Source organism: Pseudomonas sp. Q1, from assembly GCF_009935975.1.
Lineage (GTDB): Bacteria > Pseudomonadota > Gammaproteobacteria > Pseudomonadales > Pseudomonadaceae > Aquipseudomonas > Aquipseudomonas palleroniana.
In genome coordinates this window covers 86,580-99,777 of the sequence record NZ_QODI01000008.1, presented here as the reverse complement: position 1 = coordinate 99,777, position 13,198 = coordinate 86,580, and the positions used below count along the sequence as shown (strand labels likewise).

General features: G+C 61.9%; 9 protein-coding genes. All 9 read left to right on the top strand.

Features of this window, described 5'->3' with window-relative positions; genetic code table 11:
- Positions 1–187 precede the first annotated feature (187 nt).
- Positions 188–1,945 (top strand): sigma-54-dependent Fis family transcriptional regulator, encoded by a 1,758-nt coding sequence (locus tag DK870_RS14280; protein ID WP_161548927.1) that lies wholly within the window; start codon positions 188–190, stop codon positions 1,943–1,945.
- 168 nt (positions 1,946–2,113) lie between these two features.
- Positions 2,114–3,370 (top strand): cystathionine gamma-synthase family protein, encoded by a 1,257-nt coding sequence (locus DK870_RS14275; RefSeq protein ID WP_161548926.1) that lies wholly within the window; start codon positions 2,114–2,116, stop codon positions 3,368–3,370.
- A 111-nt stretch (positions 3,371–3,481) separates the two neighbouring features.
- Complete coding sequence (locus DK870_RS14270; protein WP_161548925.1) at positions 3,482–4,912, top strand: amino acid permease; 1,431 nt, start codon at positions 3,482–3,484, stop codon at positions 4,910–4,912.
- A 56-nt stretch (positions 4,913–4,968) separates the two neighbouring features.
- A complete protein-coding gene (locus DK870_RS14265) occupies positions 4,969–5,859 on the top strand; it encodes a LysR substrate-binding domain-containing protein (protein WP_060752836.1) in 891 nt (296 codons plus the stop codon).
- A gap of 16 nt (positions 5,860–5,875) precedes the next feature.
- Positions 5,876–7,255, top strand: coding sequence for a threonine synthase (gene thrC, locus DK870_RS14260; protein ID WP_161548924.1), 1,380 nt, complete (start codon positions 5,876–5,878; stop codon positions 7,253–7,255).
- Positions 7,256–7,277: 22 nt separating this feature from the next.
- Positions 7,278–7,715 (top strand): Lrp/AsnC family transcriptional regulator, encoded by a 438-nt coding sequence (locus DK870_RS14255; RefSeq protein ID WP_060752834.1) that lies wholly within the window; start codon positions 7,278–7,280, stop codon positions 7,713–7,715.
- Positions 7,716–7,892: 177 nt separating this feature from the next.
- Entirely contained in the window at positions 7,893–8,942 is a 1,050-nt protein-coding gene (locus DK870_RS14250) for a homoserine dehydrogenase (protein WP_161548923.1), read from the top strand.
- Positions 8,943–8,946: 4 nt separating this feature from the next.
- Positions 8,947–10,359, top strand: coding sequence for an aldehyde dehydrogenase family protein (locus DK870_RS14245; protein ID WP_161548922.1), 1,413 nt, complete (start codon positions 8,947–8,949; stop codon positions 10,357–10,359).
- A gap of 376 nt (positions 10,360–10,735) precedes the next feature.
- The gene (locus tag DK870_RS14240; RefSeq protein WP_161548921.1) at positions 10,736–13,150 is read left to right on the top strand and encodes a TonB-dependent siderophore receptor; all 2,415 of its coding nucleotides are present in this window, start codon (positions 10,736–10,738) and stop codon (positions 13,148–13,150) included.
- Positions 13,151–13,198: the final 48 nt, after the last annotated feature.

The window sequence follows — 13,198 nt, the reverse complement described above, 5'->3', positions numbered from 1 at the left end:
GCACGAGACCCCGCTGACATAAACCGTCGAAGGCTCTGGATCGGGGCCTTTCACGCGCCGCGTTGCGGTGCTCCACCGCTCAACTGCAAAAACCACCATCGCGCCACTTGTTCAATTGATAAGGTTATGTTTAATAACTATCTGAGCAGTGACTCATATCGATCATTCGCCTTGCAGGGGCATAACAATGACTAACCCCCAAAGCGCGCAGCCCGACAACCGCGCGAGCGCCGCGCACTATCATCCGCGCGGCGACAGCCGCCAACTCAGCGACAGCAGCTCACCCACGCCTGCGGAGCTGACCGACTGCCTGTTTTTCTCTCCCGAAGACGGGCGGATCTGGCTCAACGACCAACGCATGTTGCTGCTGCACAGCTCCGCCTTCGGCGCCCTGCGCGGGGAAGTCATCGAGCGCCTGGGGCTGGAGCAGGCGCGCGGCCTGTTTACCCGCACCGGTTATGCCTGCGGCGCGCGCGATGCGCGCCTGATACGCGAGCGCTGGCCACAGGCCGATGCCGCCGCCGTGTTCCGGGCCGGGACGCACTTGCACACCCTGGAAGGCATGACCAAGGTCGAACCCCTGTACTTCAAGTTCGACGCCGACTCGGGGTTCTATGAAGGCGAGTTTCTCTGGCACCACTCCTGCGAGGCCGACGAGCATGTGCGCGCCTACGGTGTCGGCCAGGATCCGGTGTGCTGGACGGAGACCGGGTATGCCACGGGCTTCGTCAGTGGCCTGTTCGGGCAACTGGTGGTATTCCGTGAAGTCGAGTGCCGTGGCATGGGCCACCGCAGTTGCAGGGTGCTCGGCAAGACGGTCGAGCAATGGGGCGACGCCGAGCAGGACTTGCGCTACCTGAATGTGTCCCAGGCCGTCACCAGCCCCGCCGCCGCCCCGCTGCGCCATAGCCCGGCAGGCAGCCCTGCCGGGGTCAGCCAGGCACAACCGCTGGTGGGTGCCAGTGCAGCGTTCAACGCCGCGATGCAAGCCTTGCAACGCGTCGCGCTGACCCCCGCCACGGTGCTGATCAGCGGTGAGTCCGGCGTCGGCAAGGAGATGTTCGCACGCCAGCTGCACCAACTCAGCGGCCGCCGTGACAGCCCATTCGTCGCGCTCAATTGCGCGGCCATCCCGGATAACCTGATCGAAGCCGAACTCTTCGGGGTCGAGCGTGGCGCCTACACCGGCGCCACCCACTCGCGTCCCGGGCGTTTCGAGCGGGCCCAGGGCGGCACCCTGTTCCTGGATGAAATCACCAGCCTCAGCCTGGCGGGGCAAAGCAAACTGCTACGGGCGTTGCAGGAGCGCGAGATCGAACGGGTCGGCGGCGTGCGCGGCATCACGGTGAACGTGCGGGTGGTGGCCGCGACCAATATCGACTTGCGCAAGGCGGTCGCCGACGGCTCGTTTCGTGAAGACCTGTTCTACCGCCTGAATGTCTACCCCATCGCCCTGCCGCCGCTGCGTGAGCGCCGGGATGACATCCCGCTGTTGATCAATGCGTTCCTGACGCGCTTCTGCCAGGAATACGCGCGTACACCCGCCGGCCTGACCATGCGCGCGCTGAAGGTGCTGCTGCGCTACGATTTCGCGGGCAATGTGCGTGAGCTGCAAAACCTGATCGAGCGCGGCCTGATCGCCAGTGACGAGTGCCAAGCGATTGATCTGGTGCATCTGTTTCGCAACGAACCGCTGCCGGCGGATGCCTATGGCCTGGACCACCACGGCAGCCTGTCAAACACTGCGCCGGTCAGCCCCCCTGTGCTGCTGGACACCCTGGGCCAACTCGACCAGGGGTTTTCCATCGAAGGGCTCGAAGCACGCCTGATCAGGGAGGCGCTGCAACAGAACGCCGGCAACCTGGCCGCGGCGGCCAGACGCGTTGGGCTCAGCCGTGCCCAATTTGCCTATCGGTTGAAGAAACATCAGCGGCAAACCCCGTGAGCCCGCAGGCCAACCTCAGAATTATCGAACTGTTCCAGCTTCACCCATTAAAAAAAGCAGCCCTTTGGCACCGATAACATCGTTTCTCGGGGACGCCGCCAATCCCTATATTGGCCCGCACTATCTGTGTGAATGACTCAACGTTCACCCCTCAGTGCGAGTATCTCAATGAACAAAAAACCTGACAGCACAGCACTTGATAATGCGGGCGCCGGGACCCGGGCGGTCTGGGGCGGGGAGCAAGTCAGGCACCCCTACAACGCTACCCAAACCCCGATCGTGGCCAGCGCCGCGTATGGCTACGACGACATCGATGTGTGGTATGACGTAGCATTGGGCAAAGCCCAGGGCTTCATCTACAGCCGCATGAGCAACCCGACGGTCGAGACCCTCGAAGCCAAGATCGGCGAGTTGGAAATGGCCGAATCCGCCGTTGCCTTCAGCAGCGGTATGGCGGCGATCAGCAGCGTGCTTTACACCTTCCTGGCTCATGGCGACCGCGTGGTCTCCACCAAGGACAGCTATGGCGGCACCAACAAGATTTTCGAAGAGTTCCTGCCGCGCATGGGCGTGGCGGTCACGCTGTGCGAGACGTTCGATCATGAGCAGATCGAGCGCGAAATCGCCAAAGGCTGTCAGGTGGTGTACCTGGAAACGCCCACCAACCCGACCCTGAAAATCCTCGATATCCAACGGCTGGTCGCGGCGGCCAAGCGCGTCGGCGCCCTGGTCGTGGCCGACAACACCTTCGCCACGCCACTGAATCAGAGCCCGCTGGCGCTGGGGGTGGACATGGTCATTCACAGCGCCACCAAGTTCCTAAGCGGTCACGGTGATGTGCTGGGCGGCCTGGTCTGCGGCCAGAAATCGTTAATGGCCAAGGTTCGGCATTACCGCGAAATCAACGGTGCGTCACTCGACCCGTTCTCGGCCTACCTGATCATTCGCGGCATGAAAACCCTGGTACTGCGCATGCGCCAGCAGCAACGCAGCGCTCGTGCCCTGGCGGAGTTCTTGTGCACCGAACCCTTGGTGTCATCCGTCAATTATCCCGGCCTGCCCGGGCACCCGAACCACGCAGTGGCCTGCGCGCAAATGGCTGGCTTCGGCGCCATCGTCAGTTTTGTACTGGTCGGCGGCATGGACACGGTCAAGCTGCTATTGCCACGCCTGCGCTTTGCGCATTGCGCCGGCAACCTCGGTGCGGTGGAAACCATTTACGGCCCGGCCCGCACCACCAGTCATGTGGAAAACACGCTGGAGGAACGGCTGGCCCTGGGGATTTCGGAAGGGTTGGTGCGGGTCTCGGTCGGTATCGAGGACACCGACGACCTGCTGGATGATTTGAAGCAGGCGTTCGCCTTTGTGCGCGGCCTGCGCGAGAAAAACAGCCCACAGAGCAACTGCGCCGAAGTCGCGAGCTGACGTTTCAAACCTCACGACAGGGCCGTCTGTGAGGCGTTTCATGAAGAGGAATAATAATAAGACTTAGCGGCAACGTTCCGACCTGCCCTAACAACTTTCATGAGAACAACCATGTCCACAAAAGAAGAAAAACTCAACACGCGTGCCGGCTTCAAACAGGAAATGCAGACCCGCCATATCGTCATGCTCGCACTCGGTGGCGTGATCGGCACCGGGCTGTTCCTGACCTCTGGATATACCGTTAACCAGGCAGGTCCCCTCGGCGCGGTCATCGCCTACGTCATTGGTGCGCTCATGGTCTACATGGTGATGATGTGCCTGGGCGAATTGGCGGTGCAGATGCCTGAAACCGGCTCGTTCAGCAGTTACTCGACGCGGTTTCTCGGCCCGGGCACCGGCTATACCGTGGCATGGCTGTATTGGCTGACGTGGACCGTGGCCATCGGTTCGGAATTCACCGCTGCCGGTATCCTGATGACGCGCTGGTTCCCCGACACGCCGGTATGGATCTGGAGTGCGCTGTTCGCCGGCGCGGTGTTTTTCACCAACGTGGTGTCGGTGCGTTTGTTTGCCGAAACCGAGTTCTGGTTGTCGCTGATCAAAGTCGTGACGGTGGTGGTGTTTCTTGTGATCGGCGGCGGCGCCATTCTCGGCCTGCTCAATATCGATCAGGCCCACAGCATCGGCCTGGGTAACTTCACCCGTGAGGGCCTGTTCCCGACCGGTTTCATTTCGATTGCCATGACCTTGCTGGCCGTGTCGTTCGCCTTCTCGGGCACCGAGCTGATCGGTATCGCCGCCGGTGAAACCAAAGACCCCCAACGCAATGTGCCACGGGCCATCCGCACCACCGTGCTGCGCCTGGCGATCTTTTTCGTCGGCACGATTTTCGTCCTGGCAACCCTGCTGCCCCGCGAACAGGCCGGCTTGGTGGAAAGCCCCTTCGTGACCGTATTCACCTATATCGGCATCCCCTACTCCGCCGACATCATGAACTTTGTGATCATCACTGCGCTGTTGTCGGCCGCCAACTCCGGGCTGTACGCCGCCTCGCGGATGCTCTGGACCTTGAGCGACCAGGGCCATCTGCCCAAGCAGTTCTCCCAGCTGACCCGCATGGGCACGCCCTTGAATGCGATTGTGTTGAGCATGGTCGGTGGCGGCGCCTCACTGCTCAGCAGTGTGTTCGCAGCCGACACCGTGTACCTGGCGCTGGTTTCCATCTCCGGGTTGGCGGTTGTGGTGGTGTGGATGAGCATTGCCGCGAGCCAGATCGCCTTTCGCCGCCAGTATGTGGCCAACGGCGGCGATGTGCGCGACCTCAAGTTCCGAGTGCGCGGTTACCCCTGGGTTCCGCTGGGCGCGTTGGTGTGCTGCGCGCTGGCGTGTGTAGGCATCGCGTTCGACCCCGAGCAGCGGGTCGCGCTGTACTTCGGCGTGCCCTTCATCGCCTGGTGCTACTTCGTGTATTACATTACCCGCAATAGCCGCGAGCGACGCCTGTCGCTCGCCTCCACGGTTCGACCGTCCGATGCGTTCTAGGCACGCTCGACGGTGTGGTCCAGCGTGCTCGGCACAGCGTCGATAAGGGACAGATCATGAAGCAAAAGCCACTCCCGCCGTTGAATTGGCTGCGGGCCTTCGAGGTGTCCGCTCGATGCCTGAACTTCACTCACGCCGCTGACGAACTGTGCTTGACCCAGGGTGCCGTCAGCCAGCAGATCCGGCAGTTGGAAAGCCATCTGGGGGTGGCGCTGTTCAAGCGGTTACCACGTGGCCTGGGCCTGACCGAAGAAGGCCAGGCCTACCTGCCGGTGGTACAGGATGCGATCACCCGCCTGGCCGTCGGCACCAATGAGATTTTTGGCCAGCACAAACGCCGGCCAATCAAAGTGCGCGGCAGCCTGGCGTTTTTCGTGCACTGGCTGGCGCCCAAGCTGGTGGGTTTTCGTCAGGACCATCCGCAGGTGGATATCCGCTACATCAGCAATATCTGGGTCAAGGAGCTGGATGGCGAGGACGATATGGAGATTCGCTGGGGCCATGGTCAATGGCCCGGCCTGGTTTCGCAGCGCCTGACCTGGGACACCTTGTTTCCAGTGTGCTCGCCCGCCCTGATCGCACGTTCACCGCTGAATGCGGCCGAGGACGTGGCCCAGCACACACTGCTGCATGTGCTGGGCTACGAAGAAGGTTGGGGCTACTGGTTGAAGATGGTCGGCGCGGACGCCGTCGATTCGTCGTGCGGCCTGCAGTTCGACACGCTGATCTCGACCTTGCGCATGGCGGAGCTGGGGCAAGGGATCGCCCTGGCACGCTCCTCGATGGTCGACGAAATGCTTGAGGACGGGCGCCTGGTCGCACCCTTCGACCAGCGTATCGAAGCCAGCGAATCGTTTTATCTGGTACGCGGTTCAGGCGCCGACGAGCATCCCGACGCCGTGATGTTTTCCACCTGGCTGGTCGAGCAGGCACACCGATACAAATAGTGGCCGGAGCCCAAGCATGCACTATGTGAGTACCCGAAACGCCGCCGTACGGGTCGACTTCGAAAGGGTCGTATTGTCCGGTATTGCCGACGACGGCGGGCTGTTCGTCCCCCTGGACCTGCCGCAATTCGAAACCCAGGACATCGCGAACTGGTCAACCTTGCCCTATGACGAATTGGCGTATCGGATCTTGCGTCCGTTCATTGGGGACGCCATTCCCGAGCCGGATCTCAAGCGCCTGCTCAAACACGCCAGCCGCCGTTTCCAGCACCGGGCCGTCGCGCCTTTGCATCAGGTCGACCGCAATGAATGGGTATTGGAGCTGTTCCACGGCCCGACCCGCTCCTCGAAGGATTTTGCCGCGCAATTGCAGGCGCAATTGGTGCAGTACTTTCTGCAACGCCGCGCCCGACGTGCAGTGGTGCTCGGCGCCACCAACGGCGATACCGGCCTGGCGGCGATCGAGGCGTTCAACGATTGTGACGAGGCCCATCTGGTAGTGCTTTACCCGGAGCGCGGGGTGCCGCCGCATCAGTTGCACGCACTGTGGGCGGCGGCACGGCCCGATGTGCATCTGTTTGCGGTCGACGGCAGCTTCGACGAGTGCCAGGGCATTGTGAGCCGGCTGTTCAGCCAGTGGCCGTGCCCCCAGTACGAGGCGATCAGTTTCAACTCCAGCAACTGGGTCAATGTGCTGGCGCAACTGGTGATGTATTTCCACGCGGTGCTGCAATTGGGCGGCGGTCAGCGGCCGATCGGTTTCAGCGTGCCGGCGGCGAGTTTCGCCGAAGTCTATGCAGGCTACGTGGCGCAGAAAATGGGCTTGCCCATCACTCAGATTATCGTCGCCACCAATACCAACGATGCCCTGCACCAGTTGTTCCTGAAAAACCATTATTCCAGGCTGCGCGCCAACAAGACCCGGTCACCGGCGATGGACCTGTCGACGTTCTCCAACCTGGAGCGGTTCCTCTGGGAAGTGTATGAGCATGACCATCAGGCGGTCAGCGCGTTGATGCTCGAGCTGGAAACCCACGGCGAGATCACCCTCGCCAACGAATGCTGGTTACGTGCACGGATGATCATTGACTCCTACGCCGTCAGCGATGAGGAAACCCTGAATGAGATGACCGCACTGCATCGCGACACCGGCTACGTTGTCGACCCGCACACGGCTACCGGCGTGATTGCCGCTCGCCTGTACCGTCGCAGCCTGGTGGCGCCGATGGTCACGCTGGGGGAAATTTCCCCGGTCAAATCGGCGGCGTTGCTCGCCGAACTGGGGATCGGCCTCCCGCAGTCGGCCAGCCAGGGCGAGCCACCGGTACACCCACCGTGCCATCGGGTCGCCCCCGATGACATCACCCCCCTTCTTAACGTGCTCGACACGCTTTGAACGCGTGGCCAGTGGAGGCCCCATGAAGCGCATCCTGGACCCTCTCGATGAGCGCATCATCGCCGAGCTGCGGCTTAACGCACGGGCGGCCCACGCCGAGCTGGCGGCCAAGGTCAACCTGTCGCGCAACGCCGTGCGCCAACGGATCGAACGGTTGGAACGCGACGGTGCGATCCTCGGCTATACCGTCCTCACGGGCGATGGACGACACGCCGCCTCACAGATCAACGCAGTGATTTTCGTCTATCGCTATGACCGTATGCGCGGGGAAGACGTCTTGCAGGCCCTGCGCGCGATCCCTGAAGTGACCCAGTGCGATGTCATGAGCGGCGAGTTCGACCTGATGCTGCGCGTCAGCGCAACCAGCCCGCAGCGGGTGCATCAGGTGTGGAATCAGATTTCGGCACTGGCGGGCGTGGAAAACACAGTGACTTCGTTCGTTTTATCCTCAGTCGTCTGAGCCGTTTTTTGCCTGGAAAAAAGTCAACTGCGGTTGGCTTTTTTTATGCCGGTCGTGCGCGCCATGCCTTGGTCAAAACGCCCATGAAATAGAGCAAATCGGCATATTTCACTGCCCTGGGCGCGCCCCTAATCTAGAGCCCTACCCCACCTCACCCAGATCAAGGGCAATAAAAAAATGACTGAATATAAACTCGCGCTGGTCGGCTTTGGCGGCGTCAATCGTGCGCTGGCGCAATTGATTGCCGAGCGCAATGAACGCTGGAAAACCGAACTGGGCTTCAGCCTGAAAATCGTCGGCGTCACCGACCTGTTCCTCGGTTCGCTGATCAATCGTCAAGGGCTGGATGCGGCCTTGTTGGCAGGTCTGCCGGCGGTCAAGGGCGCCCTGGCGCAACTGCCGGGTGGCAGCGCCTTGGCGCTCAACGAGGTGGTGATCAAGGACTCCGGCGCGGACATCATCGCGGAGGCGACATTCACCAACCCGGTGGATGGCGAACCGGCGACGTCCTTCTGTCGCTGGGCGTTGGAAAGCGGCAAGCACGTAGTGACCACCAACAAAGGGCCGATTGCCCTGCACGGTGCTCAATTGAAAGCCCTGGCCCAGCGCAATCACGTGGCCTTTGAATATGAAGGCTCGGTCATGAGTGGCACCCCGGTGATCCGCCTGGCCAGGCAGTTGCTGGCGGGCAGCACGATCAACGGTTTCGAGGGCATTCTCAACGGCACGTCCAACTTCGTCCTGACCCGCATGGAGAGTGGCCTGGGTTTTACCGAAGCGGTCGAGCAGGCCCAGGCGCTGGGGTATGCCGAAGCCGACCCGACGGCGGATGTCGAGGGCCATGACGTGCGCCTCAAAGTGGTGATCCTCGCCAACGAACTGCTGGATGCCAAGCTCAATGTCAGCGATGTGCGCTGCCGCGGTATCAGTACCCTCACGCTGGACGACATCGACCAGGCCCGCCAGAACAATGCACGCTGGAAGTTGATCGGCGCCGCCACACGCCAGGCCGACGGTTCGGTCAGTGCCAGCGTCGAACCGCGCCTGCTGGACAACGCGCATCCGTTGGCCAGCATCGGCGGAGCCACCAACGCGGTGTCGTTCAACACCGACCTGATCGGCACGGTGACAGTGTCGGGACCTGGCGCCGGGCGTACGGAAACCGCCTTCGCGCTGCTGTCAGACATCATCAGCCTGCATCAGGCTGCGGCACAGAACCGGGAGTAAGCGCATGAACGTATCGAACCTGGCCCGGGCCGTCGTGGCACCGCAGATCCAAGTCCTCAACCCTTACAACGGTGCGCTGATCGACAGCGTCGCCGAGGTGTGTGCCTCGCAGGTACCGCAGCTGCTGGCGCAGGGCCGCGACGGCGTGCAGGCGTGCACGGGGTTGCCGCGTTATCGCCGTGCGCAGATTCTCGAACAGGCCGCCTTGCACGTGGAGCGCGATGCTCAGGCATTTGCCCGACTGATCGTCGAGGAAGCCGGCAAGACCCTCAAGCAGGCCGAAAAAGAGGTCAAGCGCTGCGTCAACACCCTCAAGCTGTCCGCCGAAGAAGCCAAGCGTAATGCCGGCGAGGTGATCCCCTTTGATGCCTATGAAGGCTCGGCGTCGCGCCAGGGCTGGTTCTCCCGTGAGCCGCTCGGTTTAATCGTCGCAATCACGCCGTACAACGACCCATTGAATCTCGTGGCACATAAGCTCGGCCCGGCCATTGCCGGCGGCAATGCGGTGATTCTCAAACCCTCGGAGCTGGCGCCGTTATCGGCGATCAAACTGGTATCGTACCTGGTCGAAGCCGGCTTGCCCGAATCCGTGGTCACGCTGGCCACCGGCGGCGCGGAGCTGGGCAAGGCGCTGGTGGCGGCGCGAGAGGTGCGCATGATTTCCTTTACCGGAGGCTTTGTCACCGGCGAGCAGATTGCCCGCACTGCAGGCTTGAAGAAACTCGCAATGGACCTGGGCGGCAATGCACCGGTGATCGTCATGGCTGACTGCGACCTTGAGGCCACCGTGGCGAGTTGTGTGTCCGGCGCGTTCTGGGCCGCGGGACAGAACTGCATCGGCACCCAGCGGCTGTTGGTGCATGCGTCCATTTACGCAGCGTTCCGCGCGCGTTTCGTCAGCCAAACCGAAGCCTTGGTGGTCGGCGACCCAATGCTCGCCAACACCGATATTGGCCCGATGATCACTCAACAAGCCGCGCAGAATGCCGAGCGTGTGGTCGCTGAAGCATTGGCCCAAGGCGCTACGTTGCTTTGCGGGCATCGACGCCAGGGCGCCTGCTACGCCGCCACCGTCCTGGAAAACGTCGATCACGCCAGCCAGCTCTGGCGCAACGAGGTCTTCGCGCCGGTGGTGGTGTTGCAGCGTTTTGAATCCTTCGATGAAGCCATCGCGCTGGCCAACGAACCCGAGTACAGCCTCCACGCCGGGATCTTTACCCGCGACCTGGCCACGGCCATGAGCGCCGCACGTCGGATCGAAGCCGGTGGCGTGATGATCAATGACTCTTCCGACTATCGCTTCGATGCGATGCCGTTTGGCGGCTCCAAATACGGCAGCCTGGGCCGCGAGGGGGTGCGTTTCGCCTATGAAGAAATGACCCAGCCCAAGGTGGTGTGCTTGAACACGCTGGCTTGATCGCTTCAAGCACAGCCCAATCGGGTGGTGAGGCATTGGGCGGAGCTGGTCGCCCGCCCAATGCGGTTATCTGGCCAGCGCCCCAGACAACAATCGATCCGGGCACCTCGTTCCGACGCCTCATGAGACGAGGCCCACCCCACGAACGGTCCAAGCAGCAGCAACAACGTGACCGAGACCGCCGCAACATCATAAAAATAGAGAATCTTAAAAAATCTCAAAATAACAATATCTAATAATTAGCTTATTCTAAAAAAGACTTTCACTGAGCTTTTTTATAGGAATATCTTCATATCACAGACCGACCCCATACCTGGTGGAGGACGTACCTTCGACCATCGGGAGCCTGAACCAGGCTCAAGGGACCTCGCTCGATATGCCGGACATTGTCTTTCCCATTCCCAAGTTCCACCTGTCATTGTTGACCAGTTCCCTCCTGCTGGCAGCCGCGCCCTCCTTCGCCGAGGAGGCCAAACTCGATACCGTCACCGTGATTTCCACCGGCCTGCGCGGCCAGGCGCGAACGGTGGCGGACAGCCCGGCACCGATTGATGTGATCAACAACGAACAGTTGCTCAAGACCGGTCGCGCCGAACTGTCGGAGGCGATTGCCAAGCTGCTGCCCTCGTTCAATTTCGGCACCAACATCGCCGGCTACAACTCGGTGACGCGCCCCCTGAGCAACCGTAGCCTGGGACCGGCTTACACCCTGGTGCTGGTCAACGGCAAACGCCGGCACAACGGCGCCACCGGCCAGCGTGGTTCTATCGACAACAGCGGTGCGAATGCCGTGGACATCGACCTGATCCCGGTCAGCGCGGTGGACCATATCGAGGTGCTCAAAGACAGCGCAGCCGCTCAGTACGGTTCGGATGCAGTGGCTGGGGTGATCAATATCATCCTCAAGGCCACCGACAACGGCGGGCACTTGGAAACCAGCTACGGCCAGTTGTTTTCCGGGCAGGGTGAAACTATCAAGGTGGCCGGCGATCAGGGTTTCAAACTCGGTGACGGCGGCTTTTTCCACTTATCCGCAGATGCTCGCAAACGCGGTAGCGCCGCGTGGAACGACAAGGCAGACAGCAGCGTCAGGGCATTCAACGATCAGGCCAAGGAAGCGGCCTGGGATCGCGTGGCAATCAAGAACGGCGATCCCGACCTCAACGCGTTCAACCTGGCCTACAACGCCGAACTGCCCCTGGAAGACTTGACGCTGTATTCGTTCTCCACCTATGGCGAGCGCGATGCCGAGGCGGCCAACTATTTTCGCCTGCCCACCGGCGCCGCAGCCGTGCCTGAAGTATTCCCCAACGGCTACTACCCGCTCAACAACATCAAGGACCGCGACTACCAGTTACTGTTCGGGGGCAAGGGCCAGCTGGCCGAGTGGAACTGGGACCTGAGCACCACCTACGGGCGCAACAACGTCCACCACGCCAGCGACCTGAATATCAACCCGTCGCTGGGTACTGCGTCACCGACCCGATTCGACAACCTGGCGACCTTCCGTTTCGAGCAATGGGTCAACAATCTTGACGTCACCCGACGCTACGACAGCCTGTTCAGCCTGACCCCGCCGGTGCAGGTGTCAGCTGGCCTTGAGCATCGCTGGGAACATTTCAGTACCTTCGCCGGCGAACCTGCCGCGTATATCACAGGCACCTACCCGGCCGCTTCAGGTGCGCAGGCGGCGGTGACGATCCGACCGGAAGATGAAGTCAGCCTGATCCGTAACAACTATGCCGGCTACCTGGACTTGGGCTTTGACTTGACCGAGCGTTGGTTCCTCGACGTGGCTGGGCGGGTTGAGCATTACGACGATGATTCGGGCAACACCTTCGGCCTGAAGGTGAACTCACGCTTTGATCTGACCGATACCGTGGCCGTGCGCGGCACCGTTGGCACCGGCTTTCGGGCGCCGTCGCTGACGCAAATCGGCTACACCGTGGCGGACAACCGAGTGGCCACCGACGCGAATGGCAACGTGGTGCCCGCCGTGACCCGACTGACCCCGGCCGGCAGCAACCTGGCCAAAGCCCTGGGTGGCGATGACCTCAAACCGGAAAAGTCGCGCAACCTCGGCCTCGGCCTGACCTGGCAACCGGCGCCGCGTACCAGCATCACGGCCGATGCCTACCTGATCGACATCGATGACCGCATCGCCCTGACCAGCAATATCTACGACCGCGGCAATGGCGCGATCAACGCGATCCTCAAAGCCCAGGGCGTTCCCACCGGCACCTGGGTCAACTACTACACCAACGCCTTCGACACCCGCACCCGTGGCCTGGATGTAGTCGCCGATCACACCACGCCGCTGGATGCCTGGGGCGATGTGCGCTGGAGCCTGGGTTTCAACTGGAACAAGACCACCATCGAAGGCGCCCGCGACACGCCCGGCGCGCTGGCCAACTCCGGCGTGACCCTGGTGGGCCGCGATCGCGAAGGCGACCTCACCGATGCCACACCCAAGACCAAATGGATCCTGGGGGCCAACTGGAAAGTCGAGGACCTGGCCGTCACCCTGCAAACCAGTCGCTACGGCGCGGTCAAGACCCTGGCAGTGAACCCCACAGGTGATCGCAGCTTTGGCGCCAAATGGATCACGGACCTGGACGTGAGCTACACCTTCGTCGACCACCTCACCGTCAGCCTCGGCGGTACCAACATCTTTGACGTGCGCCCCGACCGGCATGCCGTCTACAGCAACCTGGGCCTGGCGCCCTACGGCAACCCGCCGTTCTACCCGGGAGGCGGCTACTGGTACACCAAGCTGGCCTACGACTTCTGATCCGCACCTTGCACGCACCCGAAACGCCACACGAGGGCAACCCATTGA